The sequence below is a fragment of the Streptococcus mitis ATCC 6249 genome (assembly GCF_000146585.1).
Taxonomy (GTDB): Bacteria; Bacillota; Bacilli; order Lactobacillales; family Streptococcaceae; genus Streptococcus; species Streptococcus mitis_AZ.
This window is the reverse complement of sequence record NZ_GL397179.1, coordinates 1614669-1641487: the sequence shown is the minus strand read 5'-3', so window position 1 is coordinate 1641487 and position 26819 is coordinate 1614669. Positions and strand designations below refer to the sequence as shown.

Sequence of the window (26819 nt, the reverse complement as noted above, 5' to 3'; positions counted from 1 at the left end):
TCTTTTGGATTTTTTGTTTGACTAATACAAAATAGGTCTTCATAGGTCTTCGCATTTTTAGCGGCCATTAGGATCATCAGTATAATTTTCTGAATTAGGAGACTGTCCCATCACTATTCGAACTTCGTCTCCCAACTTACGCTGTTCCCATTCATCCGTGAATCCTTTAAATCGCAATTCTGGAACTTTCTTTTTAACTGAATCATCTATTTTCGCCATAGTCCCCACCATTTTATTGGTTTTTCTTGTTCTTCTATCCTTTTTTGATCTTTGATTTGTTCCTGCAAATTTTCCAACTTCTCTTTAAGAGCGTTCACTTCATCTTTATATTGATTGTCTAAGTGTTTGAATTCTGTTTCCTGTGAGGGCATTTTGAGGGCTTTTAAGTTATCATTTTCCGCCTTGTATTCTTCTAGCAACTTTTTATCTTGCAAGGCTAATCGTTGTTACTGGTCTAACAAATTAGTTAGTTTTTCTATTTGTTGGTCTTTGCTACTTATTTGTTGGTCTCTGGTATTTGATTTGCTACTACTTTCTACTTTACCTAAAATTATTTTTTCTGCTTTAGAATTTATTAGATTAGACCCATTGGAACTTTTAAGCTGTAATTCTTTTGGTAACCTTTGGTAGTGATATTGAATATTTTGTTTTGTAACACTCAACTCATCCGCCAGCTCTTTGATCGTTTTTAAGTCTTCACTCATGGTTTAAGTCCTGCCTTTTAACCGTTGGTAGATATTGTTCAATGGCTTTTTTGAGGTAGCGTGCGATATTATGCTTAGAATATTCTTCACGTCTGCTGGCAACATAAGACAAGTGGTCTTTGACACTATTTAGCCCTCTTAATTCTTTCAGTTCGTCATAGAGGGGGTAAACATGGACTTGCAATCCTGCCATGATTTTTGTATCTTGCATTTCAAACGGACTTAGCAACATATTTTCTAGCAATAGCGTGGTATACTTGCTTTTCATTGCTTCAATAGCTAGCTTATCTTCGGTTTCTGCTTTGCGTGCTTTATCTTCTTGATAGGCGGTATCTTCTAACTTATAGCTGTTATCGTCTGCTCGACGTTTCTTTCGTAACCAGATATCCAATGTTAAACCGTCTGCATCAATCGCTCGATAGAGATAATGCCAACGCCCCTTAATTTTGATATAGGTTTCATCCATTTTCCACGAATAGAAGGACTGTTTATTTTTCTTTTCCAGAGATGATAGAGGATTTTACTGTATTCTTGAACTCACCGATAAATCGTAGTGTGGCAAACATTTATTCCACGGTCATAAAGCAATTCCTGAACTTCACGATAGCTCAGATTGTAACGTAGGTAATAACCAACAGCGACAATGATGACGTCTTGTTGGAATTGTTTGCCTTTAAAATGATTCATCTCTCAAGCCTTACTAACCTTTTTTCTGCTCTTTGAGAAGCTGAAGGTCGTGCTAGTAACTACCTATTTGGTTTGATTAATTCCATCATTTATCTGGGGCTTGCCCTTCAAAAAGGCTTCTATGGTGAGGTTTTAACAACTCTCTATTTTACAATTATGCAGCCAATTGGACTTCTAGTGTGGATCTACCAAGCACAGTTTAAAAAGGAAAAACAGGAGTTTGTCGCACGTAAACTGGATGGCAAGGGTTGGACCAAGTATCTTTCTATTAGTGTTCTTTGGTGGTTGGCCTTTGGGTTTATTTATCAGTCTATCGGAGCTAATCGTCCCTATCGTGATTCTATCACTGATGCGACCAATGGGGTTGGGCAAATCCTCATGACAGCTGTTTACCGTGAACAATGGATATTCTGGGCAGCTACCAATGTTTTTTTATCTATCTCTGGTGGGGAGAAAGCCTGCAAATTCAAGGGAAATACCTGATTTACCTGATCAATAGTCTAGTTGGGTGGTATCAGTGGAGCAAGGCAGCAAAGAGTGTTTAAAAAGTAAAAAAGGATCGGATGATCCTTTTTTATGTTAGAGCAAAATGAATAATACCGTAATGATAATAGCGCTCGTTATACGAACGATGTGGTGCGATATATGTTGGTTTTCTTGCTGTCGTCCGTTCCAGTAGGCACCATAGCAGACGATACTCGAACCCACAATCCATAGTAGAATGGTTGCCAGTGGGACGAAGTAAAAGATAGCTAGAGCCAGAGAAGTGATGCAACTGCCGACCAAGATGCACGTGTTTCCCAAACTGTAGTTCTTTTGTTTCATGGCTGCGAAAGCAGCAGCGAGATGGAGAAGTGAAAAACCGAGAGCTAGTACAATCGTCAGTATTCCTAGGATAATAGAATTTAACATGGTTGATTCCTTTCTTCGTAACAGGATTAAATCTCGAGTGATTTTGTAGAAGTCATCTCAATCACATCTAAGTAAAATCTCACTACTTGGTCTTCTGTATAAGATTTTCCTTTTTTTAGCCACCAGGTCAGGGTTTCGATAAAATTAGTTACTACAAAATGTTTGAGGTAGGAGGATGGTATGTTCGGATAGGCCACTTGCAAATCCTCCGCTACCATGGGGTAAACATGGTGTTCAAGTTCCTTGTGTAGTTGGCGGAGAAAGTAGTCGTTTTTTGAAAAAAGAAGACTAGTGACATGGTCCTGGTTTTTCTGAAAATGTAAAAAGATATGTGCGAGGTAGTCCTCGGTAGTAAAGTGTCCTTCCCTTTCAAAGAGATGATGAAAGAGGTAGCGACAGAGTTCATCTAAAAGCAGCTCCTTGCTCTCGTAGTGACAGTAAAAGGTCGAGCGCCCAACATCTGCCAAGTCAATGATATCTTGGACAGTAGTAGCATCATAGCCCTTGTCGTTCAAAACTTGTAGAAAAGCTTGATAAATGGCTTTTTTCGTCTTGCTAACCCGACGATCTCTTTTTTGCATATAGACACTTGAGGCTAACTGTTCAGAACTGAATAAGACTGACAGTTTGCTTCTATCCTTTCTTTGGATTTTATTAGATAATACAAATGAAAGAAGTATGTATATACCCATTATACCAAAGGAGGGAGAGAAATGAGTTCTAAAACATCTATCTGGCTAGCCTTTTTCTTGAATCTATCATTTTCTGTTGTCGAATTTATTTTTGGGGTCATCTTCAATTCAAGCGCTGTATTAGCGGATGCGGTTCATGATTTGGGTGATGCCCTTGCCATAGGCGTATCAGCTTGCTTGGAAACTATTTCCAATCGTCAGGAAGACAAACGTTACACTCTTGGTTACAAACGTTTCAGCCTGCTAGGTGCCATGCTGACTGCCTTGATCCTTTTGACAGGATCTGTCATGGTGCTCTTGGAGAATATTCCTCGCCTCCTATCCCCACAACCTGTCAACTACCAAGGGATGCTGTGGTTGGGGATTATCGCGATTTTTATCAATCTCTTGGCTAGTTTGGTCGTTCGTAAGGGTCAGACCAAGAACGAAGCTATCCTGACCTTACATTTTCTAGAAGATATTCTAGGTTGGCTAGCGGTCATTCTGGTTGCTTGTGTTTTGTATGTCGCTGACTGGTACTTTCTTGATCCGCTTTTATCGCTCTTGATTTCTTGCTTTATTCTCTGGAAAGCCATTCCTCGCTTTTGGTCTACTCTTAAGATTTTCTTAGATGCTGTACCTGAAGGTATCGAGACTGCTAAGCTAGAGAAAGAGTTAGCAAGGCTAACTAATGTTAAAAGTGTAAATCAACTCAGTATTTGGTCCATGGATGGTCTGGAAAATGACGCCATTATTCACCTCTGTATCGAGGACTGGGAGCAGATGATGGAAACCAAAGAAGCAGTCCGTCAATTTTTAGAAGAGAGAGGCGTGCAGAATATTACTATCGAAGTGGATGCTAGTCAAAGCAACCATGCGCAACATAAGCGGAGGGTAACAGCCTTAGAGCAGAACCATGGGCATCATCATTAGAAAAGACGACCTCTTATTGAGGTCGTTTTGATATCCTATTCATTCCGTGTACTTTCTCTCAGAGTCAGTCTAGTTCCCAGCATAGTCAGACTAGGAATTTTCCGACCGTGGAGAACCTCCTTATTAAGAATATCCATACCGGCTCGGCCCATTTCTTCGGTATAGACGGTAATGCTAGAAAGAGGAGGATAGACCTGCTTGGTCAGGCTAGTATCGTTAAAAGAAATGAGACTGACACGGTTTGGTAGGCTGATTCCAGCTTCTTGGAGGGCACGGAGGGCACCGATGGCTAAACTATCGCTGGCTGCGAAAAATGCTGGAGGGAGCTGATCCCCCAACTTGTGAATAGCCTCCTTCATCAAGTCATAGCCAGACTGGGCAGTAAAGCTACCTTGAAAGACCAGTTTATCATTGTAGATACCTTTTGATAGAGAGTAGTTTTTAAAATGTTCTAGACGTTTATCCTCAATGATTTCTTCTTGGTCGGTTGTTTCCTCAAGGCCTGTGAGAATTCCGATACGGTTCATACCTTGGCTGAGGAAATGGTCTACAACTTGTTTCACAGCAGTGTAAAAGTCCGTGATAATACAGGTATGGCCTAGTGAGAGGGTATCGCTGTCTATAAAGACTAAAGGTTTTTGGTATTCTTCAAAGGCAGAAATCTGTGCTCGGCTGAACTTTCCGATGCAGAGAATGCCTATCACTTCCTCGCTCAGAGTAAAAGGGTGGTCGTTGAAGTAGCGCAAGATATCATAGTCCAACTCTTGGGCTCTTTTTTCAATACCGAGACGAATCTGATAGTAGTAGAGGTCGTCTAGCTCCCCCTGCTCGCTGACCCATTGGATAATGGCAATCTTTTGCTTGGGTTTGTGGGATTCGCCTGTCTTGAGGTGCTTGGTGTAGCCCAGTTCTTCAGCGACAGTTAAAATACGGTGTCTGGTTTCTTCTGTGACAGATAGACTCTGGTCGCGATTGAGGACACGGGATACGGTCGCGATAGAGACAGAGGCTAGCTGTGCAATGTCTTTTAAGGTAGCCATAAATCCTCCTCCTTTCAAGTTAGTATATCATATTTTTCTTCTTTTTACCGATAGTTTAGTAAAACTTTAGTAAAAAGGATTGACCTTGGTAAAAGCCTTGGATACAATAGAAGAAAACGATTACACGTTAAGATGACTTAACGGACAGTCAAAGGAGAATTCATATGACACAACATCTTACTGCTGAAGCCCTTCGCAAAGACTTTCTTGCCGTTTTTGGTCAAGAAGCAGACCAAACCTTCTTTTCACCAGGCCGTATCAACTTGATTGGGGAACACACAGACTACAACGGTGGACATGTTTTCCCTGCAGCCATTTCCTTGGGAACTTATGGGGCGGCTCGCAAGCGTGACGATCAAGTTTTGCGTTTCTACTCAGCCAACTTTGAGGACAAGGGCATTATAGAAGTTCCTCTAGCTGACCTCAAATTTGAAAAAGAGCACAACTGGACCAACTATCCAAAAGGTGTCCTTCATTTCTTGCAAGAAGCAGGCCATGTCATTGACAAAGGTTTTGATTTCTATGTCTTTGGGAATATCCCAAATGGTGCTGGCTTGTCATCATCAGCATCATTGGAACTCTTGACAGGGGTCGTGGCAGAGCATCTCTTTGATTTAAAACTAGACCGTTTGGATTTGGTTAAAATCGGAAAACAAACAGAAAACAACTTTATCGGAGTCAACTCTGGTATCATGGATCAGTTTGCTATCGGTATGGGTGCAGACCAACGTGCTATTTACCTAGATACCAACACTCTGGAATACGACTTGGTGCCACTTGATTTAAAAGACAATGTCGTTGTTATTATGAACACCAATAAACGTCGTGAATTGGCAGATTCCAAATACAATGAACGCCGTTCTGAGTGTGAAAAAGCTGTGGAAGAATTGCAAGTTTCCTTGGATATTCAGACCTTGGGTGAACTAGACGAGTGGACCTTTGATCAATACAGCTACCTGATTAAAGACGAAAATCGTTTGAAACGAGCTCGCCATGCTGTGCTTGAAAACCAACGTACCCTTAAAGCTCAAGCAGCCCTTCAAGCAGGTGATTTGGAAACATTTGGTCGCTTGATGAATGCGTCACACGTTTCTCTTGAGCATGATTATGAAGTAACTGGCTTGGAATTGGATACTCTTGTTCACACAGCTTGGGATCAAGAAGGTGTTCTCGGTGCTCGTATGACAGGAGCAGGTTTTGGTGGCTGTGCCATTGCCTTGGTGCAAAAAGATACTGTTGAGGCCTTTAAAGAAGCTGTAGGCAAGCATTACGAGGAAGTAGTTGGATACGCTCCAAGCTTCTATATCGCTGAAGTTGCAGGTGGCACTCGCGTCCTTGATTAGTCAAAAGGAGGCTCTATAGTGACCTTAGTAGATAAATTTGTAACACATGTCATTCCTGAAAGTTCATTTGAAGAAATGGATCGAATCTACCTGACCAATCGTGTCTTAGCACGAGTAGGCGAAGGTGTTTTAGAAGTTGAGACCAATCTGGATAAAGTGATTGACCTCAAGGACCAACTGGTAGAGGAGGCTGTTCGATTAGAAACGATTGAGGATAGTCAGACAGCGCGTGAAATCCTTGGTGCTGAACTGATGGACTTGATAACGCCTTGTCCAAGTCAGGTCAATCGTGACTTTTGGACAACCTATGCCCACTCTCCTGAGCAAGCGATAGATGATTTTTACCAACTTAGTCAGAAGAATGATTATATCAAACTAAATGCTATTGCAAAGAATATTGCTTATCGTGTACCGTCTGACTATGGAGAGCTTGAGATTACCATCAATCTCTCTAAGCCTGAAAAGGATCCAAAGGAGATTGCGGCAGCCAAGTTGGTTCAAGCTAGCAATTATCCCCAGTGTCAACTCTGTCTAGAGAATGAGGGCTACCATGGTCGGGTCAACCATCCAGCTCGCAGCAACCACCGTATTATTCGTTTTGAAATGGCTGGTCAGGAGTGGGGTTTCCAGTATTCACCCTATGCTTATTTTAATGAGCACTGTATTTTCTTAGATGGTCAGCATCGTCCGATGGCGATTAGTCGGCAGAGCTTTGAGCGTTTGTTGGCCATCGTAGAGCAGTTTCCAGGCTATTTTGCAGGGTCTAATGCGGACCTGCCAATCGTCGGTGGTTCTATCCTAACCCATGACCACTATCAGGGAGGGCGTCATATCTTTCCTATGGAATTGGCTCCTCTGCAAAAGGCCTTCCGATTTACTGGTTTTGAACAGGTCAAGGCTGGGATTGTCAAGTGGCCAATGTCAGTGCTCCGTTTGACTTCGGATTCCAAGGAGGATTTGATCAACTTGGCGGACAAGATTTTGCAGGAATGGCGCCAGTATTCAGATCCTAGTGTGCAGATTTTAGCAGAGACAGACGGGAGACCGCATCACACTATCACACCCATTGCGCGTAGGCGAGATGGACAGTTTGAGTTGGACTTGGTTTTGCGGGACAATCAGACATCCTCAGAGCATCCTGATGGTATCTATCATCCTCACAAGGATGTCCAACATATCAAGAAGGAAAATATCGGCTTGATTGAGGTCATGGGCTTGGCTATCCTTCCACCACGTCTGAAAGAAGAAGTGGAGCAAGTCGCTAACTACCTAGTCGGAGAAGATGTCTCAGTTGCCGCTTATCATCAGGAATGGGCAGACCAACTCAAAGTCCAACATCCAGATCTGACGGATAAAGAAAAAGCCCTTGAAATCGTTAAGGACTCTGTGGGTACTATCTTTGCCCGTGTACTTGAGGATGCAGGAGTCTACAAGCAAACGGAACAGGGACAAGCATCCTTTATGCGCTTTGTAGAACAAGTCGGAATTTTACCAGACTAAGAATTTTTTCTTGCCTAGTCTTGTAAAAAGTAGTAGTATGATATAGTGTTTGAAATTTAGGAGGAAAATATGAAAGATTTTCATTTTGACGCTATATCAGCTTTTGAAAATTATGAAATTAAAGAGATGAAAGATGGCCACGTTGAGGTGACGACCAAAGTAGTGGACTCGTCGCTCAACTACTATGGCAATGCCCATGGTGGCTATCTCTTTACCCTCTGTGATCAGATTAGTGGATTGGTGCTCATCTCGCTAGGACTAGACGTAGTGACGCTCCAATCCTCCATCAACTACCTCAAGGCAGGGAAACGCGAAGATGTGTTGACCATAAAAGGAGAATGTGTCCATCAAGGCCGTACAACCTGTGTCGTGGATGTAGATATCAGCAATCAAGAGGGTAAAAATGTCTGTAAGGCAACCTTTACCATGTTTGTCACAGGCAAGCGGTCAGATGAGAGACAGGTAAGGATATAGATAAACAAAAAAGAGGCTCACACCTCTTTTTTGTTTATTTCTTTTTCCGATTTAATACGGCATTGAGAACAATGGCGAGTAGGCTGGCTACGACAATTCCATTTGAGAAGAACATTTGGAAGGCTGTTGGCATGCTGACAAAGAGATTACTGTTATTTAGACCTACACCAGCGGCGATTGATACAGCTGCGATAAGGAAGTTGTGTTCATTGTTAGCAAAATCAACGCGCGCTAGGATTTGCATCCCTTGAAGGGAAACAAAACCAAACATGACTAGCATGGCACCACCAAGGACAGGACTCGGAATGATTTGGGCAAGGGCACCAAACTTAGGAAGGAGCCCAAGAAGGACTAGGAAACCAGCTGCATAATAGATTGGCAGACGGGTCTTGATACCAGACAATTTGACCAAGCCAACGTTTTGTGAAAATCCTGTGTAAGGGAAGGTGTTAAAGATTCCTCCGAGAAGTACGGCCAAACCTTCTGCGCGGTAACCGTTGCGCAGGCGCGTGCTGTCGATTGGGTCATTGGTAATATCTGACAAAGCTAGGTAAACACCAGTCGACTCCACCATGGAAACCGTTGCGATGATACACATCATGACGATAGAAGAGATTTCAAAGGTTGGCATCCCAAAGTAGAGGGGAGTAGGAACATGGACAAGTGGTGCTGCCGCAACAGGGGAGAAATCAACCAAGCCCATGGTAGCGGCAATAGCAGTCCCAACGACCAAGCCAATCAAAATAGAGATAGATTTGATAAATCCTTTGGTAAAGATGTTGATCAAGAGGATGATCAGAACAGTGATAGCTGCAAGCAAGAGACTTTGACCAGTTGGCTCTGGAACATTATTTCCCATATTTCCGATAGCGACAGGAATCAAAGTTAGTCCGATGGTCGTAATAACAGATCCTGTTACGATAGATGGGAAGAGATTGGCCACTTTTGAGAAGATGCCTGAAATCAGAACCACATAGATTCCTGATACGATAAGGGCACCAAACATGGCCCCACTACCGTGGCTCTGACCAATCATAATCAAAGGAGCGACTGACTGGAAAGCAACTCCAAGAACGACTGGTAGTCCAACACCAAAGTGTTTGTTGAGTTGGAGTTGGAGGAAGGTGGCTACCCCACACATGAAGATATCTGTGGAGATTAGGTAGGTCAACTGTTCAGCTGAATAGCCAAGAGCTGTCGCAATCATGATAGGAACTAGGATAGATCCTGAGTACATGGCTAGTAAGTGCTGCAAGCCAAGAACGGCTGCTTGTGAGTGTTTTTCTTGTTGTTGCATTAGAGATCTGCCTCCTTAAATACGACCTGACCGTTTTCAAAACGTTCCAAACGAGCGAGTGATAGAACTGGATAGCCAGCTTTCTCAAGCAAATCACGACCATCCTGGAAGGATTTTTCGATAACAATACCGATGGCTTCGACTTTAGCTCCGGCCTGTTCGATGATGTGGATCAAGCCTTTGGCAGCTTGTCCATTGGCTAGGAAATCATCGATAATCAAGACCTTGTCCTCAGGTGAGAGGAATTTTCCAGCGATGGAAACCGTGCTGGTCACTTGTTTGGTAAAGGAGTAAACCTCAGCAGTTAAGATGCCTTCGTTCATGGTGATGTTTTTAGCTTTCTTTGCGAAAATCATGGGAACGTCTAAGGCTTCAGCTGTAAAAACAGCTGGGGCGATCCCTGAAGCTTCAATCGTTACAACCTTGGTAATTCCAGCAGATGCGAATTTTTCCGCAAAAACTTTACCAATCTCCCGCATCAAACGATAGTCAACTTGGTGGGTTAAAAAGGAATCTACCTTGAGGATGTTGTCACCCAAGATATGCCCATCCTGAAGGATGCGCTCTTCTAATAATTTCATAAGACCTCCTGAAGTCTAAACTCTTTTGTGTTTTTCTATCGCCTTTATCATCTCAAAAAGGGCTAGAAAAAAGGACCTACTTAACAGATAAGCAAGCCCTCAAAATAGGTATGTCTAAAAACATACCCTCAACAGACTTACTCATTGTTAGGTGTTCCGGCACCTTGTAGAAACGTCGTGCCAATTCACGACATAAACAAGTGAAATGATATTCAATTTTAAATAGGCTGTTGCCAATGTTTTTATTTTACACCAATTAACTTTATAAATCAAATATTTTGTTAGTAAATAGATCATAAAAGCGAACGAATAAAAGGCTGCAACGCTAGAAAGTATTGTAGCCTTTTGTTCTTCTATTCGCTAAATCTTAAAAAATAGCCATCGGGATCCAAGACTGCAAATTCATGAGGATAGATGTAATGATCCCCAACACGAAATGTTCTCTTGGTCAGCGGACGATGGATAGGATAGTCAGCTTCCAGCAGTTTTTGGTGGAGCTGAGGGACATCTTCAATGCCAAAGGAAATATTGACACCGCGCCCGAAAGGATAGGTTAGTTGGGCTAATTCTTCTGTGCTGCCTTCTTCTAGCATAAGTTGGCAGTCTTCAAGCGAGAGGAAGAGAAATTTCTCCTCTGGACGCTCGTATTCGATAGAAAATCCCAGCAAGTCGCAGTAGAAGTGGCGTGACTTTTCGAGGTCAGATACTACAAATTCAGGAATGACAGCTTGATAGTCCATTTGTTTTCTCCTTAGAGTTCAATCTCCATGACAATCGGCGTGTGGTCTTGACGAGCACCTGAGTTAATCATGTCAGACTTGGTCACCTTGTCAGCCACGCGGTTGCTAGTGAGCCAGTAGTCGATTCTCCAGCCTGTATTGTTGATTTTAGAAGTCTTGCTGCGCTGTGCCCACCACGTGTAACGCTCAGGGACATCACCGTGAATGTGGCGGAAGGTGTCGGTAAATCCAGTTGCCAAAAGGTTGGTAAACCCAGCACGTTCCTCGTCTGTAAATCCAGGTGAACGGTGATTGCTGGCAGGATTTGCAAGGTCGATTTCCTTGTGGGCTACGTTGTAGTCACCCGTCGCAAGGACTGGTTTTTGTTGATCTAGTGTTGCCAAGTATTCAGCGTATTTAGCGTCCCAGACTTGACGATCATCCAAGCGTTTGAGTCCATCACCAGCATTAGGTGTATAGACCTGAGTGACGAAGAAGTCGTCAAATTCCAGCGTAATGATGCGACCTTCGACATCCATGGTTGATGGAGCGCCGATTTCTGGGAAAGTTATGGTTGGTGTCAGCTCTTTTTTATAGAGGAACATGGTTCCAGCATAGCCTTTGCGGGCAGGTTCTTGGGAAGAACGCCAAGTATTTTCATACCCTGGAAAGAGTTCTTCGAGAACTTCCAGATGTTTTTTTGTAGGACCCTTGGCAGAAAGTTTGGTTTCTTGGATAGCGATAATATCGGCATTTTCAGCTACTAAGGTTTGTAGAACTTCCTGTGACAGTTTGGCGCGAGCAGAGTCGCTCGTTAGGGCTGCGTTGAGGGAATCAATATTCCATGAGATGAGTTTCATAACATTACCTTTTTCATTGAGATTATAGACTATATTATACCAAAAAAAGCTCTATTTCCCCAACGTATGGTTTGAAAAATTACTCTCTTTCGTTTATAATGAAGAATGATTTTATGAAAGGGAGTGAAAATACATGAAATTCTATTCTTATGACTATGTACTCAGCCAAATCAGTCAGCAAAATGGGATCATGATTGGCTTTGGAATCGTCTTATTAGCTGTTACAGGATTTTTTGCTTTTAAGGCTTACCATGATAAAAAGGGCACCAAGTTTCGTGAGTTGGTCATGATTTCAGCCTTGACCTTACTGGCTCTCCTTTTGATTAGTATCTCGACTTACCAAAACAATCAAGTTTCTAACAATAAATTTCAGGCTTCACTTCATTTCATCGAGGTTGTTTCCAAAGACTTGGGAGTAGACAAGTCAGAGGTCTATGTCAATACTTCTGCAGACACGGATGGAGCACTCCTCAAGGTGGGAGATCGCTATTATCGTGCCCTAAACGGAAGTGAGCCAGACAAGTATCTCTTAGAGAAAGTCGAATTGTATAAAACAGATGCGATTGAACTGGTGGAGGTGAACAAATGACACTCAATTATATGGAAATTTTAATCAAACTAGTCTTGGGTCTCTTTTCGCTGGTTTTCGTGATCAATGTGACCGGAAAGGGCAATCTAGCGCCTAACTCAGCGATAGATCAAATCCAGAACTATGTACTCGGGGGCATCATCGGTGGGGTGATTTACAATAGCTCCATCAGTATCCTTCAGTATGCAGTTATCCTGATTATATGGACCATTCTGGTCTTGACTCTTAAATGGCTCAACAACAATGTTCACTTTGTGAAACGCTTGATTGATGGGAAACCAACCCTGCTCATCAAAAATGGGAAGATTGATCCAGAAGCCTGTCGTTCGGTTGGTTTATCTGCAGCGGACGTAGCTCTTAAGCTCCGTAGCCAAGGAATTTTCCAAATGAAACAAGTCAAACGCGCTATGCAGGAGCAGAACGGTCAACTCATCGTAGTCCAAATGGGAGATGAGAATCCCAAGTATCCTGTTGTCACAGACGGTGTGATCCAAGTCGAAGTTTTGGAATCAATAGGCCGTAGTGAGGAATGGCTGCTTGATAACCTCAGCAAACAAGGTCATGACAATGTTGCCAATATCTTTATCGCTGAGTATGACAAGGGTGCCGTCACAGTCGTCACCTACGAATAAGAAAAACCTGAGGTCTTGTACTCTTCAAAAATCAAATTCAAACTGCGTCAACGTCGCCTTGCCGTATGTAGGTTACTGACTTCGTCAGTTCTATCTACAACCTCAAAGCAGTGCTTTGAGCAGCCTGCGGCTAGTTTCCTAGTTTGCTCTTTGATTTTCATTGAGTCTTGGCCTCAGGTTTCCATTTGCAATCAGAAAGGGATTTTATGTCCATTATTCAAAAACTTTGGTGGTTTTTCAAGTTAGAAAAACGCCGTTATCTAGTCGGAATTGTGGCCTTGGTCTTGGTTTCCGTCCTCAACCTTATTCCCCCCATGGTCATGGGACGGGTGATTGATGCCATTACATCAGGGCGATTAACCCAGCAGGACCTCCTTCTTAATCTATTTTATCTACTGCTGGCAGCCTTTGGGATGTACTATCTGCGCTATGTTTGGCGCATGTATATCCTTGGAACTTCCTATCGTTTGGGGCAGATCATGCGGTCTCGCTTGTTTAAGCATTTCACAAAAATGTCGCCAGCCTTTTATCAGACCTATCGGACCGGGGACTTGATGGCACACGCCACCAATGATATCAATGCTTTAACTCGTCTTGCAGGTGGAGGAGTCATGTCAGCAGTGGATGCTTCCATCACGGCGCTGGTGACTTTGCTGACCATGCTTTTTAGCATTTCGTGGCAGATGACTCTGGTTGCTATTCTTCCCTTGCCTTTTATGGCTTATGCGACCAGTCGTCTAGGGAGAAAGACTCATAAGGCTTTCGGAGAATCCCAAGCAGCCTTTTCTGAACTCAATAATAAGGTACAGGAGTCTGTATCAGGTATCAAAGTAACCAAGTCTTTCGGTTATCAGGCGGATGAGTTGAAGTCCTTTCAAGCAGTAAATGAATTGACCTTCCAAAAGAATCTCCAAACCATGAAGTACGATAGTCTCTTTGACCCCATGGTTCTCTTGTTTGTTGGTTCCTCCTATGTTTTAACCCTTTTGGTCGGTTCCTTGATGGTTCAGGAGGGGCAGATTACAGTTGGGAATCTGGTCACCTTTATCAGCTACTTGGATATGCTGGTCTGGCCTCTTATGGCTATTGGTTTCCTCTTTAATATCACTCAGCGAGGAAAGGTTTCTTACCAGCGAATTGAGGAACTCTTGTCTCAGGAATCACTTGTACAGGACCCTGAGTTTCCTCTGGACAGTATTGAAAATGGGCGCTTGGAATATGCTATTGACAGCTTTGCCTTTGAAAATGAAGAAACACTGACGGATATTCATTTTAGCTTGGAAAAAGGACAAACTCTGGGCTTGGTAGGACAGACAGGCTCTGGGAAAACGTCCTTGATCAAACTTCTTCTACGTGAATACGATGTGGATAAGGGAGCCATTTATCTAAACGGGCATGACATTCGGAACTATCGTCTGACAGACCTTCGCAGTCTCATGGGCTATGTTCCTCAGGATCAGTTTCTCTTTGCGACCTCTATCTTAGACAATATCCGTTTCGGCAATCCGAACTTGCCCCTTTCAGCAGTCGAGGAAGCCACCAAACTAGCCCAAGTTTACCAAGATATTGTTGACATGCCTCAGGGATTTGATACGTTGATTGGTGAAAAAGGAGTCAGTCTCTCAGGTGGTCAAAAGCAACGTCTGGCCATGAGTCGGGCGATGATTTTAGACCCTGATATCTTGATTCTAGATGATTCCTTGTCCGCCGTGGATGCCAAGACAGAGTATACGATTATTGACAATCTCAAGGAGACGCGGAAGGACAAGACAACTATTATTACGGCTCATCGTCTCAGTGCGGTTGTCCATGCAGATCTAATCTTGGTTCTGCAAAATGGTCAAATTATCGAACGGGGTAGACACGAAGACCTGCTAGCTATGGATGGCTGGTATGCCCAAACCTATCAGTCTCAGCAGTTGGAAATGAAAGGAGAAGAAGATGCAGAATAAGCAAGAACAATGGGCTGTGCTGAAACGCTTGATGTCCTATCTCAAGCCTTATGGCCTCCTGACCTTTTTGGCACTTAGTTTTCTCCTTGCGACTACGGTCATTAAAAGTGTCATTCCCCTCATGGCTTCCCACTTTATCGACCAGTACCTCAGCAATCTTAACCAACTGGCCGTTACCGTTTTGCTGGCCTACTATGGTCTTTATATCCTGCAAACTCTGGTCCAGTATGTCGGCAATCTTCTCTTTGCGAGGGTGTCCTACAGTATTGTCAGAGATATTCGTCGCGATGCCTTTGCCAATATGGAGAAGTTAGGCATGTCTTATTTTGATAAGACACCAGCTGGCTCTATCGTCTCTCGTTTGACCAATGACACCGAGACCATCAGCGAAATGTTTTCAGGGATTTTATCCAGTTTTATCTCAGCAGTTTTTATCTTTCTGACAACCCTTTATACCATGTTGGTGTTGGATTTTCGTTTGACAGCTTTGGTCTTGCTCTTTCTTCCTTTGATTGTCCTTTTGGTCAATCTCTATCGGAAAAAGTCAGTTAATATTATTGAGAAAACTAGAAGTCTCTTATCAGATATCAATAGTAAGCTAGCAGAAAGTATCGAAGGAATCAGAATTATTCAAGCCTTTAATCAAGAGAAGCGCCTGCAGGCAGAATTTGATGAAATCAACCAAGAACACTTGGTCTATGCCAACCGTTCTGTAGCCTTGGATGCCCTCTTTTTGAGACCTGCCATGAGTTTGCTGAAACTCCTAGGCTACGCCGTTTTGATGGCCTACTTTGGTTACCGTGGGCTTTATCTGGGAATAACAGCAGGAACTATGTATGCCTTTATCCAGTACATCAACCGTCTCTTTGATCCCTTGATTGAGGTGACGCAAAACTTTTCAACCCTTCAAACTTCTATGGTTTCTGCAGGCCGTGTTTTTGCCTTGATTGATGAGAGGACCTATGAACCCCTTCAAAAGGATAGCCAAGCAAATATTACAGAAGGCAATATTCGGTTTGAACATGTGTGTTTCTCATATGATGGCAAACACCAGATTCTGGATGATATTTCCTTTTCTGTTAACAAGGGCGAAACCATTGCCTTTGTAGGTCATACAGGTTCCGGGAAATCTTCGATTATCAATGTCCTCACGCGCTTTTATGAATTTCAGTCAGGCCGCGTTCTCTTGGATGGTGTGGATATCAGGAACTACAGTCAGGAAGAGCTGAGAAAAAATATCGGTCTGGTATTGCAGGATCCCTTTCTCTATCACGGGACTATCAAGTCCAATATCGCCATGTACCAAGTTCTCAGTGATGAAGAGGTCCAGGCTGCGGCTGCCTTTGTTGATGCAGATTCCTTTATTCAGGACCTTCCGCAGGGCTATGATGCCCCCGTTTCTGAGCGTGGTTCGAGCTTTTCTACTGGCCAGCGTCAGCTTCTTGCCTTTGCCAGAACAGTCGCCAGTCAGCCTAAAATCCTGATTTTGGATGAAGCGACAGCCAATATTGACTCGGAGACAGAAAGTCTGGTTCAGGATTCTCTGGCTAAAATGAGAAAAGGACGGACAACCATTGCCATCGCTCATCGTCTTTCAACTATTCAAGATGCCAACTGTATCTACGTTTTGGACAAGGGGCGTATCATTGAGAGTGGAACCCATGAGGAACTCTTGGCCTTGGGAGGAACCTATCACAAGATGTATAGCTTGCAGGCAGGGGCCATGTCATAAAGAAGAATTCCTCTAAATAACAGATTTCTTGCACCGCCTTTTCTATTTTGTGGTATAATGAAAAATGTTGACAAATAGTATACTAAAAACAAAGGAGAAACAGCATGCTGAAATGGGAAGACTTACCCGTGGAAATGCAATCAAGCGAGGTTGAGTCTTACTACCAGCTTGTCTCTAAAAGGAAGGGTTCGCTGATTTTCAAGCGTTGCCTGGACTGGGTTCTGGCCTTGTTTTTGCTAGTTTTGACTTCTCCCATCTTTCTTATCTTGAGCATTTGGATCAAGTTGGATAGCAAGGGACCTGTCATTTACAAGCAAGAGCGCGTGACCCAGTACAACCGTCCGTTCAAGATTTGGAAGTTCCGTACTATGGTGACGGATGCGGATAAAAAAGGAAGTCTGGTGACTTCTGCTAACGACAGCCGCATTACCAAAGTGGGGAATTTCATCCGCCGTGTGCGCTTGGACGAACTGCCTCAGTTGGTCAATGTCCTTAAAGGTGAAATGTCCTTTGTCGGTACAAGACCTGAAGTGCCGCGCTATACAGAGCAATATAGTCCTGAAATGATGGCGACCTTGCTCTTACCCGCAGGGATTACCTCTCCAGCAAGTATCAACTACAAGGATGAGGACACGATCATCAGTCAAATGACGGAGAAAGGCCTATCGGTTGACCAAGCCTATGTCGAACATGTCCTCCCTGAAAAGATGCGCTATAACCTCGCCTATCTCCGAGAGTTTAGTTTCCTTGGAGATATCAAAATCATGTTTCAAACCGTGTTTGAGGTACTAAAATAAAGTAGTCATGAGAAAATGAGTACAGATAAAAGGAGCAAATCAATGCCAAATTACAATATTCCATTTTCACCACCTGATATCACAGAAGCAGAAATTGCTGAAGTAGCAGATACCCTGCGTTCTGGTTGGATCACAACAGGTCCTAAGACAAAAGAACTGGAGCGCCGCTTGTCTCTTTACACACAGACACCTAAGACTGTCTGCCTCAACTCTGCGACAGCCGCTCTTGAGTTGATTTTACGTGTTTTGGAAGTGGGACCAGGTGATGAAGTTATCGTTCCAGCTATGACCTATACAGCTTCTTGTAGTGTTATCACTCACGTAGGAGCAACCCCTGTCATGGTGGATATTCAAGCAGATACGTTTGAGATGGACTATGACTTGCTTGAGCAAGCCATTACTGAAAAGACTAAGGTGATTATTCCAGTAGAGCTTGCAGGGATTGTTTGCGACTATGACCGTTTGTTCCAAGTCGTGGAGAAAAAACGTGACCTCTTTACAGCTGCTAGCAAGTGGCAAAAGGCCTTTAACCGTATCGTGATTGTCTCTGATAGTGCCCATGCTTTGGGATCTACTTACAAAGGACAACCAGCTGGTTCTATCGCTGACTTTACTTCCTTCTCATTCCATGCCGTTAAGAACTTTACAACAGCTGAGGGAGGAAGTGCGACTTGGAAAGCCAATCCAGCGATTGACGACGAAGAAATGTACAAGGAATTCCAAATCCTTTCCCTTCACGGGCAAACTAAAGATGCTCTTGCCAAGATGCAACTGGGCTCATGGGAATACGATATCGTTACACCAGCCTACAAGTGCAACATGACGGATATCATGGCTTCCCTTGGTTTGGTACAATTGGATCGTTACCCAGCTTTGCTACAACGTCGTAAGGACATCGTGGACCGCTATGATCGTGGTTTTGCGGGTACTCGTATTCACCCACTGGCACACAAGACTGATAGTGTCGAATCTTCACGCCACCTCTATATCACCCATGTAGAAGGAGCAAGTTTAGAAGAACGCAACCTCATTATCCAAGAATTGGCCAAAGCAGGAATTGCAAGTAATGTACACTACAAACCGCTTCCTCTCCTGACAGCCTATAAGAACCTTGGTTTCGATATGGCAGATTATCCAAGATCCTATGCCTTCTTTGAAAATGAAATTACGCTTCCTCTTCACACTAAATTAAGCGATGAAGAAGTTGATTACATCGTTAAGACTTTGGTGAGAATTTCCGAAGAAATCCTCGGTTCTGGAAAAAAATCATAAAAAAATCTTGACAAAGATAGAACAATAACATATAATATTCTCAATAAATCAGAAAAGTAACTATATTTGATCTTCAGGGAGCCTGTGGGAATTGTGAACAGGTGGTTGGAAGTAGTGAAAGTGGGCTGATTTTAAAAATGAATTTGAAACAATGAAAATTCGGTGTGCACACCTTACAGTGCAACTTGTTGTTAGACAAGGCAGAGATGTAAAGGGGAATAGTCCCTTTATAATTGAGGTGGCACCGCGTTACCAACGCCCTCACACAGATTGTTTTCTGTGTGTGGGCTTTTTTCATATCTTTAAATTAATACTGAAAGAGGAAAAATTTATGACAACTAAAGGTTATTTTGGACAATTTGGTGGTAGTTTTGTACCGGAGCCGATTCAGGCTTTGTTGGATGAGTTGGAAGTGACATTTGACAAGTACAAGGATGATCCAGAATTTTTGGCAGAATTTCGTCATTACTTGAAGGATTATTCTGGTCGCGAAACACCGCTTTATTTTGCGGAAAGTTTGACAGACCACCTAGGTGGAGCTAAGATATATCTCAAGCGCGAAGATCTTAACCACCTTGGTTCTCACAAGCTCAACAACGTTTTAGGACAAATCCTTCTTGCCAAACGTATGGGCAAAAAACGAGTGATCGCAGAAACAGGAGCTGGTCAGCACGGTGTTGCGACAGCAGCAGCTGCAGCCAAGTTTGGTATGGCCTGTGATGTCTACATGGGGGCAGAAGATGTAGAGCGTCAACGTCTCAATGTTTTCCGTATGGAGATGATGGGAGCGACCGTTCACGCAGTTGAAACGGGGACACGAACTCTTAAGGATGCGGTTGATGCAGCCTTTGGAGCATGGATGAATGACCTTGAAGCCTTCTACGTTTTGGGATCTGCTGTAGGCCCTCATCCTTATCCTACAATTGTTCATGAATTCCAAAAGGTTATCAGTGAAGAATCTCGTCGTCAAATCTTAGAAAAAGAAGGCCGTTTGCCAGACTACGTTATTGCCTGTGTAGGTGGTGGTTCCAATGCCATCGGTGCCTTTTCACAGTATGTAGCTGATGAAGAAGTCAAATTGGTTGGGGTAGAAGCCGCTGGTCATGGACTGGATACAGACAAGCATGCAGCCACTATGACAAAAGGTAGTGTCGGAATTGTCGATGGTATGAAGACCTATGCAGTCTTTAAGGAAGACGGAGAGCTGGCGCCAGTTTACTCTATCTCAGCTGGTTTGGACTATCCAGGGGTTGGTCCAGAACACGCCTACTTTAAAGATTCTGGCCGCGTAGAATATGTGGCAGCTACAGATGAAGAAGCGGTTCAAGCCTTGCTCCTTCTTAGTAAGACAGAAGGGATTATCCCAGCGATCGAAAGTTCGCACGCTATCGCAGAAGCGGTTAAACGTGCACCGAAACTAAGTAAAGATGAGGTTATCATCATCAATGTCTCTGGTCGTGGAGACAAGGACGTAGCTGCTATTGCAGACTACCTAGAAGCTAAAAAATAAGAGATGGAAAAATTACAGTCTTTTCTTTCCCAGAGAGCTTGTGGTTGCTGGAAACAAGCAGAGAAAGCTGTAAGGTTGGGTCCATCTGAAACGAGAGAAGAAAACATAATTCTCAAGGGAGTGCCCTTTATCGCACAGCCTGTTACAGGAAGGTTCTGAGACAGGAATGAGAGATAGGAGAAATCCTATAATTGAGGTGGCACCGCGAATTTCGTCCTCACGCAAGTTATTTTGCGTGGGGATTTTTCATACAATCGCCACGGACTAGAAGTAGAACTGAAAGGGAAATTACAATGGAACGAATCATTCATGGAGATGTTTTATCACCAATCTTGGCTTATATGCGTCTAAAGGGGCAACACAAGGTTATTTTAGAGAGTATTCCGAGAGACAAGGAAACCGCTCGTTTTTCTATCCTAGCCTATAATCCTGTTTTTGAGATTCAGTTTGAAAATGGAGTCCTTTATCAAAATGGTCAAGTGATTGATCGGGATCCCTTGGATTTTCTTTATGAAGTGACTCATAAGAGCCAGCACCACTCAGATCTACCTTTTGGTGGGGGAGCCATTGGCTTTGTGGGTTACGATATGATTTCGCTCTATGAAGAAATTGGTCAAATCCCTCAAGATACCATTGGGACGCCAGACATGCATTTCTTTGTCTATGAGAGCTATATGGTCTTTGACCACAAGAAGGAAAAAATCCATGTCATCGAGGATGCTCTCTATAGCGAGCGCAGTCCAGAAGATTTGGAAGAAACCTTGAACCAAGTGCTTGAGGAATTACGCATTCCTGCTTCAAATGAATTTGAAGACTTGGATCTATCTCCGCTGGACTTCAAACCCCATATCGCTCCTCGGAAGTTTGAGCAAATGGTCGAAACCGCTCGCGACTTGATTCGTAATGGCGATATGTTCCAATGCGTGCTCAGCCAGCGTTTCTCAGCAGAAGTTACTGGAAATCCATTTGACTTCTACAGAAATCTCCGCGTGACCAATCCTTCTAATTACCTCTATTTCTATGACTTTGGTGATTATCAGATCATCGGCGCCAGTCCAGAAAGTTTGGTTTCTGTAAAAAATGGCATCGTGACAACCAATCCGATTGCGGGTACACGACCAAGAGGAGCTACAGATGAAGAGGACAAGGCCTTAGCGACAGACTTGCTTTCGGATGAAAAGGAAACGGCAGAACACCGAATGTTGGTGGACTTGGGACGAAATGATATCGGTAGAATGGCTGAAACAGCAAGTGTTCAAGTAACCAAGTATATGGAAGTGGAGCTCTTCCGCTATGTCATGCATTTGACCAGCGTGGTCAAGGGACGTTTGCTTCCCGAACTCACTGCCATGGATGCCTTGAAAGCTACACTTCCAGCTGGAACAGTTTCAGGAGCTCCAAAGATTCGAGCTATGAGACGCATCTATGAACTGGAAACAGAAAAACGTGGTGTATACGCAGGAGCAATCGGCTACTTGTCTGCGACGGGCGATATGGATTTGGCCATTGCCATCCGAACTATGATTCTCAAGAATCAAACAGCCTATGTGCAGGCTGGGGCAGGGATTGTCTACGACTCCATCGCCCAAAACGAATACCAAGAAACCATTAACAAGGCTAAATCTATGACTAGAATTGGAGAACTAAGACCATGATTTTATTGATTGATAACTATGATTCTTTTACTTATAACTTGGCGCAGTACATTGGGAATTTCGCAGAAGTGCAGGTCTTGAGAAATGATGATCCCAAGCTGTATGAAGAAGCTGAAAAAGCAGATGGTCTGGTCTTTTCTCCCGGTCCTGGTTGGCCAGTTGATGCGGGAAAGATGGAAGATATGATTCGAGACTTTGCAGGGAAGAAGCCAATTCTAGGTATTTGTTTGGGTCACCAAGCTATCGCAGAAGTCTTTGGTGGGAAGCTAGGCTTGGCACCAAAAGTTATGCACGGGAAACAAAGCCATATCAGCTTTGAAGCGCCATCTGTTTTGTATCAAGGCATTGAGGATGGTCGTCCAGTCATGCGTTATCACAGTATTTTGATTGAAGAAATGCCAGAAGGCTTTGAAGTGACAGCTCGTTCGACTGATGACCAGGCTATTATGGGAATTCAACACAAAACCCTTCCAATTTATGGCTTCCAGTACCATCCAGAAAGTATCGGAACGCCAGATGGCTTGTCTTCTATTCGGAATTTTATCGAGAAGGTTGTAAAGTGAGGAAACTAGGATGAAAGAGATTATTGAAAAACTAGCAAAATTTGAAAATTTATCAGGTGTGGAAATGACGGATGTCATCGAGCGTATCGTAACTGGGCGTGTAACCGAAGCGCAGATTGCTTCTCTCCTCTTGGCACTTAAGATGAAGGGGGAAACACCTGAAGAACGCACAGCCATTGCACAAGTCATGAGAGGCCATGCCCAACACATACCTACAGAGATTCATGACGCCATGGACAACTGTGGTACAGGTGGAGACAAGTCCTTCAGCTTTAATATCTCAACAACTGCAGCCTTTGTCTTGGCTGGTGGCGGCATTCATATGGCAAAACACGGTAACCGCTCGATTTCTTCTAAATCGGGTTCGGCAGATGTCCTTCAAGCCTTGGGCATCAACCTAGATCTCAAACCAGCTGAACTCGGTAAGGTTTTCGATAAAACTGGAATCGTTTTTCTCTTTGCTAAAAATATGCACCCAGCAATGAAATACATCATGCCAGCTCGTTTGGAGTTGGGAATTCCAACGATTATGAACTTGACTGGTCCACTGATTCATCCAATGGCCTTGGAAACACAGTTGCTTGGAATTAGTCGTCCAGAACTGCTAGAAAGTACCGCTCAGGTTTTGAAAAATATGGGTCGCAAACGTGCTATCGTGGTTGCTGGACCAGAAGGGCTAGATGAAGCTGGCTTGAACGGAACAACCAAGATTGCTCTTCTTGAAAATGGTGAAATCACCTTATCAAGCTTCACTCCAGAGAATTTAGGAATGGAACGCATTGCTATTGAAGACATTCGAGGAGGAAACGCTCAGGAAAATGCAGAAATTTTGCTTAGTGTTCTTAAAAATGAACCAAGTCCATTCTTGGAAACTACAGTTTTAAATGCTGGTCTTGGTTTCTATGCTAATGGTAAGGTAGATAATATCAAGGAAGGAGTTGCTTTGGCTCGCGAAGTCATTGCTAGTGGCAAGGCCCTTGAAAAACTTAGACTGTTACAGGAGTACCAAAAATGAGTCAGGAATTTTTAGCACGAATTTTAGAGCAGAAGGCGCATGAAGTCGAGCAAATGGAGCTGGAGGAAATCCAGCCCTTGCGCCAGACCTATCGCTTATCTGACTATTTAAAACAACATCAAGACCGTTTGCAGGTAATCGCTGAGGTCAAGAAGGCTAGCCCTAGTCTGGGAGATATCAATCTCGATGTGGATATTGTGCAACAGGCCCAGACTTATGAAGCAAACGGCGCAGTGATGATTTCGGTGTTGACAGATGAAGTTTTCTTTAAAGGGCATTTGGATTATCTGCGTGAGATTTCCAGTCAGGTAAACATTCCAACGCTCAACAAGGACTTTATCATCGATGAAAAGCAAATCATCCGAGCTCGGAATGCAGGGGCGACAGTTATCTTGCTCATTGTGGCAGCCTTGTCAGAAGAACGCCTCAAAGAACTGTACGACTATGCGACAGAGCTTGGTCTGGAAGTCTTGGTGGAGACTCACAATCTAGCTGAACTAGAGGTGGCCCACAGACTGGGTGCTGAGTTTATTGGGGTTAACAACCGCAACTTGACCACCTTTGAAGTCGACTTGCAGACCAGTGTAGACTTGGCCCAGCACTTTAAGGAAGATCGTTATTACATTTCTGAATCTGCTATTTTCACAGGGAAGGATGCAAAACGCGTTGCACCATACTTTAACGGAATTTTGGTTGGGACAGCTCTCATGCAGGCAGAAGATGTAGCCCAGAGAATCAAGGAGTTGCAGATTGACAAAGGTTAAAATTTGTGGACTATTGACCAAAGAAGCGGTTGAGACAGCCGTTTCAGCAGGGGCAGACTACATCGGTTTTGTCTTCGCACCCAGTAAGAGACAGGTGACCTTGGAAGAGGCTACTGAGCTGGCAAAACTCATTCCTTCCGATGTAAAAAAGGTTGGCGTATTTGTTTCACCAAGTCGGGCAGAATTGCTAAAAGCGATTGACAAAGTTGGCTTGGACTTGGTACAAGTTCATGGTCAGGTAGGGGATGATTTGTTTGAGGATTTACCTTGTGCCAGCATTCAGGCCGTGCAGGTGGATGGAGAGGGGCATGTACCCAATTCTCAGGCAGACTATCTACTCTTTGATGCCCCTGTGGCTGGGAGTGGCCAGACCTTTGACTGGGGACGATTGGATACGACAGGACTAGCTCAGCCCTTCTTTATCGCAGGTGGCCTTAATGAAGATAATGTAGTAAAAGCAATTCAACACTTTACTCCCTATGCAGTAGATGTATCGAGTGGAGTGGAGACAGATGGACAAAAAGATCATGAAAAGATTAGAAGATTTATAGAGAGGGTAAAGCATGGCATATCAGGAACCAAATAAAGATGGATTTTACGGAAGATTTGGCGGACGTTTCGTCCCAGAAACACTGATGACAGCAGTTTTGGAGTTGGAGAAGGCCTACCGTGAAAGTCAGGCAGACCCAAGTTTCCAAGAGGAATTAAATCAGCTCTTGCGCCAGTATGTAGGGCGTGAAACTCCCCTTTACTATGCAAAAAACTTGACTCAGCATATCGGCGGAGCCAAGATTTACCTCAAACGGGAAGACCTCAACCATACAGGGGCCCACAAGATTAACAATGCCTTAGGACAAGTTCTTCTGGCTAAACGCATGGGCAAAAAGAAAATTATCGCTGAAACTGGTGCTGGTCAGCACGGTGTGGCAACTGCAACAGCTGCGGCCCTCTTCAACATGGAATGTACCATCTATATGGGTGAGGAAGATGTCAAACGCCAAGCCCTTAATGTCTTTCGTATGGAGCTTTTGGGAGCAAAGGTTGAAGCCGTGACAGATGGTTCGCGCGTGCTTAAGGATGCGGTCAATGCAGCCCTTCGTTCATGGGTGGCAAATATCGATGATACCCACTATATCCTTGGTTCTGCCTTGGGGCCTCATCCTTTCCCAGAAATCGTTCGTGACTTCCAAAGTGTCATCGGTCGAGAGGCTAAACAACAGTACCGTGACTTGACAGGTCAAGATTTGCCAGATGCCCTAGTAGCCTGTGTTGGTGGTGGTTCTAATGCCATCGGTCTCTTCCATCCCTTTGTAGAAGATGAGTCTGTAGCCATGTATGGGGCTGAAGCAGCTGGACTTGGTGTGGATACAGAGCACCATGCAGCTACCTTGACCAAGGGGCGTCCGGGTGTCCTTCACGGTTCCCTCATGGATGTGCTCCAAGATGCTCATGGTCAAATTCTTGAAGCTTTCTCTATCTCAGCAGGTTTGGACTATCCTGGTATCGGTCCAGAACATTCTCACTACCACGATATCAAACGTGCCAGCTATGTTCCTGTGACGGACGAGGAAGCCTTGGAAGGATTCCAGCTCTTGTCTCGTGTGGAAGGGATTATCCCAGCCTTGGAATCTAGCCACGCTATCGCCTTCGCAGTGAAATTGGCCAAAGAACTTGGACCAGACAAGTCTATGATTGTCTGCCTATCTGGACGTGGGGACAAGGATGTGGTTCAAGTCAAAGACCGCTTGGAAGCAGATGCAGCAAAGAAGGGAGAAGCTCATGCCTAAGACATTAACAGAAAAATTAAATGCTATAAAAGCGACTGGAAAGGGAATTTTCGTTCCTTATATCATGGCTGGGGACCATGAGAAAGGTTTGGATGGTCTCGCTGAAACAATCCACTTTTTAGAAGATTTGGGTGTTTCAGCTATTGAAGTGGGCATTCCCTTTTCAGACCCTGTTGCTGATGGACCTGTGATCGAAGAAGCAGGCTTGCGAAGTCTAGCTCATGGGACTTCTACCCGGGCTTTGGTTGAAACCTTGAAAACCATTCAGACTGAGGTGCCACTGGTCATCATGACCTACTTCAACCCCCTCTTTCAGTACGGTGTGGAGAAATTTGTCAAAGATTTGGCAGATACAGCAGTTAAGGGCTTGATTATCCCAGACCTGCCTCATGAGCATGCCAACTTTATAGAGCCCTTTTTGGTAGACACAGATATTGCCTTGATTCCCCTAGTTAGTTTGACCACAGGACTTGAACGTCAGAAAGAGTTGATCAAGGGAGCGGAAGGCTTTGTCTATGCCGTTGCCATCAATGGGGTGACAGGGAAATCTGGCAATTACCGCGCAGACTTGGACAAGCACCTGGCACAATTGCACCAAGTAGCAGACATCCCAGTCTTGACAGGCTTTGGCGTATCTAGTCAAGTCGATGTAGAACGTTTCAATGCGGTGTCAGATGGCGTTATCGTCGGTTCAAAAATTGTAAAAGCTCTCCACCAGGGAGAGCCGATTGAGGACTTTATCAAACAAGCAGTAGCTTACCAAAAATAATCAAACAAGCAGCAAGTAAGAGGAAAGGGACAAAAGGAAGTCTTTCCTTTTTCTTTTGAGG

At 43.8% G+C, this 26819-nt stretch carries 28 protein-coding genes, 4 pseudogenes and 1 riboswitch; of the genes and pseudogenes, 19 read left to right on the top strand and 13 right to left on the bottom strand.

Annotated features, from left to right (window positions below; genetic code table 11):
• Window positions 1-57: 57 nt before the first annotated feature.
• The 5 genes and pseudogenes from HMPREF8571_RS11360 to HMPREF8571_RS11420 all read right to left on the bottom strand — a co-directional run.
• Window positions 58-219, bottom strand: a complete 162-nt coding sequence (locus HMPREF8571_RS11360) for a hypothetical protein (protein ID WP_001062367.1) — start codon at window positions 217-219, stop codon at window positions 58-60.
• Window positions 207-434: a hypothetical protein gene (locus HMPREF8571_RS09660; RefSeq protein WP_001152920.1), complete on the bottom strand. Its 228-nt coding sequence runs from the start codon at window positions 432-434 to the stop codon at window positions 207-209. The genes HMPREF8571_RS11360 and HMPREF8571_RS09660 overlap by 13 nt, the downstream gene beginning before the upstream one ends.
• Window positions 435-446: 12 nt before the next feature.
• Complete coding sequence (locus tag HMPREF8571_RS09655) at window positions 447-704, bottom strand: hypothetical protein (protein ID WP_001287842.1); 258 nt, start codon at window positions 702-704, stop codon at window positions 447-449.
• Window positions 697-1017 (bottom strand): annotated as a pseudogene (locus HMPREF8571_RS11450) (DNA replication protein); the annotation flags it as partial. The gene HMPREF8571_RS09655 and the pseudogene HMPREF8571_RS11450, both read right to left, overlap by 8 nt.
• 24 nt (window positions 1018-1041) lie before the next feature.
• Window positions 1042-1391: pseudogene (locus HMPREF8571_RS11420) on the bottom strand (IS6 family transposase); the annotation flags it as partial.
• A 39-nt stretch (window positions 1392-1430) separates the two neighbouring features.
• Between HMPREF8571_RS11420 and pnuC the strand changes: the two are divergent.
• Window positions 1431-1936, top strand: a pseudogene (gene pnuC, locus HMPREF8571_RS11155) (nicotinamide riboside transporter PnuC); the annotation flags it as partial.
• 34 nt (window positions 1937-1970) lie between these two features.
• Here the strand turns inward: pnuC and HMPREF8571_RS09635 are convergent.
• On the bottom strand, window positions 1971-2303 hold the full coding sequence (locus HMPREF8571_RS09635; RefSeq protein WP_000935022.1) for a hypothetical protein: 333 nt from the start codon (window positions 2301-2303) through the stop codon (window positions 1971-1973).
• A 26-nt stretch (window positions 2304-2329) separates the two neighbouring features.
• Window positions 2330-2884, bottom strand: a complete 555-nt coding sequence (locus tag HMPREF8571_RS09630) for a TetR/AcrR family transcriptional regulator (protein ID WP_001171909.1) — start codon at window positions 2882-2884, stop codon at window positions 2330-2332.
• Window positions 2885-3016: 132 nt separating this feature from the next.
• On the opposite strand from HMPREF8571_RS09630, the gene HMPREF8571_RS09625 reads away from it, so the two are divergent.
• Complete coding sequence (locus HMPREF8571_RS09625; protein ID WP_000095920.1) at window positions 3017-3907, top strand: cation diffusion facilitator family transporter; 891 nt, start codon at window positions 3017-3019, stop codon at window positions 3905-3907.
• Window positions 3908-3942: 35 nt separating this feature from the next.
• On the opposite strand, the gene galR is transcribed toward HMPREF8571_RS09625, so the two are convergent.
• A complete protein-coding gene (gene galR / locus HMPREF8571_RS09620; protein ID WP_000212501.1) occupies window positions 3943-4947 on the bottom strand; it encodes a DNA-binding transcriptional regulator GalR in 1005 nt (334 codons plus the stop codon).
• Between the two features lie 164 nt (window positions 4948-5111).
• Here galR and HMPREF8571_RS09615 point away from each other — a divergent pair, with 164 nt between their 5' ends.
• The 3 genes from HMPREF8571_RS09615 (at window position 5112) to HMPREF8571_RS09605 (ending at window position 8264) form a co-directional block, all read left to right on the top strand.
• The gene (locus HMPREF8571_RS09615) at window positions 5112-6290 is read left to right on the top strand and encodes a galactokinase (RefSeq protein ID WP_000191954.1); all 1179 of its coding nucleotides are present in this window, start codon (window positions 5112-5114) and stop codon (window positions 6288-6290) included.
• Between the two features lie 18 nt (window positions 6291-6308).
• Window positions 6309-7790: a UDP-glucose--hexose-1-phosphate uridylyltransferase gene (locus HMPREF8571_RS09610; RefSeq protein ID WP_000176974.1), complete on the top strand. Its 1482-nt coding sequence runs from the start codon at window positions 6309-6311 to the stop codon at window positions 7788-7790.
• A gap of 69 nt (window positions 7791-7859) precedes the next feature.
• Window positions 7860-8264 carry a PaaI family thioesterase gene (locus HMPREF8571_RS09605; RefSeq protein WP_000651226.1) on the top strand — a complete coding sequence of 135 codons (405 nt, stop codon included), beginning with the start codon at window positions 7860-7862 and terminating at the stop codon, window positions 8262-8264.
• A gap of 34 nt (window positions 8265-8298) precedes the next feature.
• On the opposite strand, the gene HMPREF8571_RS09600 is transcribed toward HMPREF8571_RS09605, so the two are convergent.
• The 4 genes from HMPREF8571_RS09600 to HMPREF8571_RS09585 all read right to left on the bottom strand — a co-directional run bounded on the left by HMPREF8571_RS09600 (window position 8299) and on the right by HMPREF8571_RS09585 (window position 11721).
• Window positions 8299-9561, bottom strand: a complete 1263-nt coding sequence (locus HMPREF8571_RS09600) for a nucleobase:cation symporter-2 family protein (protein ID WP_001187276.1) — start codon at window positions 9559-9561, stop codon at window positions 8299-8301.
• Entirely contained in the window at window positions 9561-10142 is a 582-nt protein-coding gene (locus HMPREF8571_RS09595) for a xanthine phosphoribosyltransferase (RefSeq protein ID WP_000770432.1), read from the bottom strand. Before HMPREF8571_RS09595 ends, HMPREF8571_RS09600 begins: the two co-directional genes overlap by 1 nt.
• Before the next feature lie 124 nt (window positions 10143-10266).
• Window positions 10267-10362: riboswitch (purine riboswitch) on the bottom strand.
• Window positions 10363-10495: 133 nt separating this feature from the next.
• Window positions 10496-10882, bottom strand: coding sequence for a bleomycin resistance protein (locus HMPREF8571_RS09590; RefSeq protein WP_000386228.1), 387 nt, complete (start codon window positions 10880-10882; stop codon window positions 10496-10498).
• Between the two features lie 11 nt (window positions 10883-10893).
• Window positions 10894-11721: an exodeoxyribonuclease III gene (locus HMPREF8571_RS09585; RefSeq protein ID WP_000767462.1), complete on the bottom strand. Its 828-nt coding sequence runs from the start codon at window positions 11719-11721 to the stop codon at window positions 10894-10896.
• 133 nt (window positions 11722-11854) lie between these two features.
• On the opposite strand from HMPREF8571_RS09585, the gene HMPREF8571_RS09580 reads away from it, so the two are divergent.
• The 14 genes from HMPREF8571_RS09580 (at window position 11855) to trpA (ending at window position 26758) form a co-directional block, all read left to right on the top strand.
• Window positions 11855-12310, top strand: coding sequence for a DUF3290 family protein (locus HMPREF8571_RS09580; protein ID WP_000675338.1), 456 nt, complete (start codon window positions 11855-11857; stop codon window positions 12308-12310).
• Window positions 12307-12942, top strand: coding sequence for a DUF421 domain-containing protein (locus HMPREF8571_RS09575; RefSeq protein ID WP_000174460.1), 636 nt, complete (start codon window positions 12307-12309; stop codon window positions 12940-12942). The genes HMPREF8571_RS09580 and HMPREF8571_RS09575 overlap by 4 nt, the downstream gene beginning before the upstream one ends.
• A gap of 206 nt (window positions 12943-13148) precedes the next feature.
• The gene (locus HMPREF8571_RS09570; RefSeq protein ID WP_000022634.1) at window positions 13149-14894 is read left to right on the top strand and encodes an ABC transporter ATP-binding protein; all 1746 of its coding nucleotides are present in this window, start codon (window positions 13149-13151) and stop codon (window positions 14892-14894) included.
• A complete protein-coding gene (locus tag HMPREF8571_RS09565) occupies window positions 14884-16626 on the top strand; it encodes an ABC transporter ATP-binding protein (protein ID WP_001180125.1) in 1743 nt (580 codons plus the stop codon). Before HMPREF8571_RS09570 ends, HMPREF8571_RS09565 begins: the two co-directional genes overlap by 11 nt.
• A 104-nt stretch (window positions 16627-16730) precedes the next feature.
• Window positions 16731-17423: a sugar transferase gene (locus tag HMPREF8571_RS09560; protein WP_000922225.1), complete on the top strand. Its 693-nt coding sequence runs from the start codon at window positions 16731-16733 to the stop codon at window positions 17421-17423.
• 42 nt (window positions 17424-17465) lie between these two features.
• Entirely contained in the window at window positions 17466-18695 is a 1230-nt protein-coding gene (locus tag HMPREF8571_RS09555; RefSeq protein WP_001134503.1) for a DegT/DnrJ/EryC1/StrS family aminotransferase, read from the top strand.
• 331 nt (window positions 18696-19026) lie between these two features.
• Window positions 19027-20205: a tryptophan synthase subunit beta gene (gene trpB, locus HMPREF8571_RS09550; RefSeq protein WP_000208444.1), complete on the top strand. Its 1179-nt coding sequence runs from the start codon at window positions 19027-19029 to the stop codon at window positions 20203-20205.
• 293 nt (window positions 20206-20498) lie between these two features.
• Window positions 20499-21860: an anthranilate synthase component I gene (gene trpE, locus HMPREF8571_RS09540; RefSeq protein WP_000439667.1), complete on the top strand. Its 1362-nt coding sequence runs from the start codon at window positions 20499-20501 to the stop codon at window positions 21858-21860.
• A complete protein-coding gene (locus HMPREF8571_RS09535; protein ID WP_000601901.1) occupies window positions 21857-22423 on the top strand; it encodes an aminodeoxychorismate/anthranilate synthase component II in 567 nt (188 codons plus the stop codon). The genes trpE and HMPREF8571_RS09535 overlap by 4 nt, the downstream gene beginning before the upstream one ends.
• A 10-nt stretch (window positions 22424-22433) precedes the next feature.
• Complete coding sequence (trpD, locus tag HMPREF8571_RS09530; protein ID WP_000658692.1) at window positions 22434-23438, top strand: anthranilate phosphoribosyltransferase; 1005 nt, start codon at window positions 22434-22436, stop codon at window positions 23436-23438.
• A complete protein-coding gene (gene trpC / locus HMPREF8571_RS09525) occupies window positions 23435-24202 on the top strand; it encodes an indole-3-glycerol phosphate synthase TrpC (RefSeq protein ID WP_000076509.1) in 768 nt (255 codons plus the stop codon). The genes trpD and trpC overlap by 4 nt, the downstream gene beginning before the upstream one ends.
• Entirely contained in the window at window positions 24189-24788 is a 600-nt protein-coding gene (locus tag HMPREF8571_RS09520; RefSeq protein ID WP_000169864.1) for a phosphoribosylanthranilate isomerase, read from the top strand. Before trpC ends, HMPREF8571_RS09520 begins: the two co-directional genes overlap by 14 nt.
• Window positions 24766-25989 carry a tryptophan synthase subunit beta gene (gene trpB, locus HMPREF8571_RS09515; RefSeq protein ID WP_000331307.1) on the top strand — a complete coding sequence of 408 codons (1224 nt, stop codon included), beginning with the start codon at window positions 24766-24768 and terminating at the stop codon, window positions 25987-25989. The genes HMPREF8571_RS09520 and trpB (HMPREF8571_RS09515) overlap by 23 nt, the downstream gene beginning before the upstream one ends.
• Entirely contained in the window at window positions 25982-26758 is a 777-nt protein-coding gene (trpA, locus tag HMPREF8571_RS09510) for a tryptophan synthase subunit alpha (protein WP_001127033.1), read from the top strand. The genes trpB (HMPREF8571_RS09515) and trpA overlap by 8 nt, the downstream gene beginning before the upstream one ends.
• Here the strand turns inward: trpA and HMPREF8571_RS11575 are convergent.
• Window positions 26730-26816, bottom strand: a pseudogene (locus HMPREF8571_RS11575) (prepilin peptidase); the annotation flags it as partial. The gene trpA and the pseudogene HMPREF8571_RS11575 sit on opposite strands and share 29 nt — an antisense overlap.
• Window positions 26817-26819 lie beyond the last annotated feature (3 nt).

Bases quoted from the DNA above. Each gene is read 5' to 3' on its own strand.
- trpC (WP_000076509.1), top strand. From the start codon at position 23,435: ATGAGTCAGGAATTTTTAGCACGAATTTTAGAGCAGAAGGCGCATGAA.
- galR (WP_000212501.1), bottom strand. From the start codon at position 4,947: ATGGCTACCTTAAAAGACATTGCACAGCTAGCCTCTGTCTCTATCGCG.
- HMPREF8571_RS09570 (WP_000022634.1), top strand. From the start codon at position 13,149: ATGTCCATTATTCAAAAACTTTGGTGGTTTTTCAAGTTAGAAAAACGC.
- trpB (WP_000208444.1), top strand. From the start codon at position 19,027: ATGACAACTAAAGGTTATTTTGGACAATTTGGTGGTAGTTTTGTACCG.
- HMPREF8571_RS09535 (WP_000601901.1), top strand. From the start codon at position 21,857: ATGATTTTATTGATTGATAACTATGATTCTTTTACTTATAACTTGGCG.
- HMPREF8571_RS09600 (WP_001187276.1), bottom strand. From the start codon at position 9,561: ATGCAACAACAAGAAAAACACTCACAAGCAGCCGTTCTTGGCTTGCAG.
- trpE (WP_000439667.1), top strand. From the start codon at position 20,499: ATGGAACGAATCATTCATGGAGATGTTTTATCACCAATCTTGGCTTAT.
- HMPREF8571_RS09565 (WP_001180125.1), top strand. From the start codon at position 14,884: ATGCAGAATAAGCAAGAACAATGGGCTGTGCTGAAACGCTTGATGTCC.
- HMPREF8571_RS09615 (WP_000191954.1), top strand. From the start codon at position 5,112: ATGACACAACATCTTACTGCTGAAGCCCTTCGCAAAGACTTTCTTGCC.
- HMPREF8571_RS09585 (WP_000767462.1), bottom strand. From the start codon at position 11,721: ATGAAACTCATCTCATGGAATATTGATTCCCTCAACGCAGCCCTAACG.
- HMPREF8571_RS09575 (WP_000174460.1), top strand. From the start codon at position 12,307: ATGACACTCAATTATATGGAAATTTTAATCAAACTAGTCTTGGGTCTC.
- HMPREF8571_RS11360 (WP_001062367.1), bottom strand. From the start codon at position 219: ATGGCGAAAATAGATGATTCAGTTAAAAAGAAAGTTCCAGAATTGCGA.
- HMPREF8571_RS09595 (WP_000770432.1), bottom strand. From the start codon at position 10,142: ATGAAATTATTAGAAGAGCGCATCCTTCAGGATGGGCATATCTTGGGT.
- HMPREF8571_RS09635 (WP_000935022.1), bottom strand. From the start codon at position 2,303: ATGTTAAATTCTATTATCCTAGGAATACTGACGATTGTACTAGCTCTC.
- HMPREF8571_RS09655 (WP_001287842.1), bottom strand. From the start codon at position 704: ATGAGTGAAGACTTAAAAACGATCAAAGAGCTGGCGGATGAGTTGAGT.
- HMPREF8571_RS09580 (WP_000675338.1), top strand. From the start codon at position 11,855: ATGAAATTCTATTCTTATGACTATGTACTCAGCCAAATCAGTCAGCAA.
- HMPREF8571_RS09560 (WP_000922225.1), top strand. From the start codon at position 16,731: ATGCTGAAATGGGAAGACTTACCCGTGGAAATGCAATCAAGCGAGGTT.
- HMPREF8571_RS09590 (WP_000386228.1), bottom strand. From the start codon at position 10,882: ATGGACTATCAAGCTGTCATTCCTGAATTTGTAGTATCTGACCTCGAA.
- HMPREF8571_RS09555 (WP_001134503.1), top strand. From the start codon at position 17,466: ATGCCAAATTACAATATTCCATTTTCACCACCTGATATCACAGAAGCA.
- trpB (WP_000331307.1), top strand. From the start codon at position 24,766: ATGGCATATCAGGAACCAAATAAAGATGGATTTTACGGAAGATTTGGC.
- trpA (WP_001127033.1), top strand. From the start codon at position 25,982: ATGCCTAAGACATTAACAGAAAAATTAAATGCTATAAAAGCGACTGGA.
- HMPREF8571_RS09625 (WP_000095920.1), top strand. From the start codon at position 3,017: ATGAGTTCTAAAACATCTATCTGGCTAGCCTTTTTCTTGAATCTATCA.
- HMPREF8571_RS09630 (WP_001171909.1), bottom strand. From the start codon at position 2,884: ATGCAAAAAAGAGATCGTCGGGTTAGCAAGACGAAAAAAGCCATTTAT.
- HMPREF8571_RS09605 (WP_000651226.1), top strand. From the start codon at position 7,860: ATGAAAGATTTTCATTTTGACGCTATATCAGCTTTTGAAAATTATGAA.
- trpD (WP_000658692.1), top strand. From the start codon at position 22,434: ATGAAAGAGATTATTGAAAAACTAGCAAAATTTGAAAATTTATCAGGT.